This window comes from Sedimentibacter sp. B4, assembly GCF_000309315.1.
Taxonomy (GTDB): domain Bacteria; phylum Bacillota; class Clostridia; order Tissierellales; family Sedimentibacteraceae; genus Sedimentibacter; species Sedimentibacter saalensis.
This window is the reverse complement of sequence record NZ_CANG01000737.1, coordinates 1-299: the sequence shown is the minus strand read 5'-3', so window position 1 is coordinate 299 and position 299 is coordinate 1. Positions and strand designations below refer to the sequence as shown.

Below are 299 nucleotides of genomic sequence, written 5' to 3'. Positions count from 1 at the left end.
GCGATCAGTTCCGCGGAGACGGCGGTGGCGTTCGGGATCGAGCCGCGGGTCGCGATGCTGTCCTACTCGACGGGCACCTCGGGTTTCGGTGCCGACGTGGACAAGGTGCGCGAGGCGACCGAGATCGTGCGGGAGAAGCTGCCGGACCTCGCACTGGAGGGCCCGATCCAGTTCGACGCGGCCGTCGACCCGACCGTGGCAAGGACGAAACTGCCCGACTCGCCGGTGGCCGGCCGGGCGACCGTGTTCATCTTCCCCGACCTGAACACCGGCAACAACACCTACAAGGCCGTGCAGCG

General features: G+C 68.9%; 1 protein-coding gene. It reads left to right on the top strand.

What is annotated here, in order from left to right; translation table 11 throughout:
- Positions 1-299 (top strand): phosphate acyltransferase (locus BN358_RS12935; RefSeq protein WP_255346906.1); only part of this gene is annotated, 299 nt, incomplete at both ends.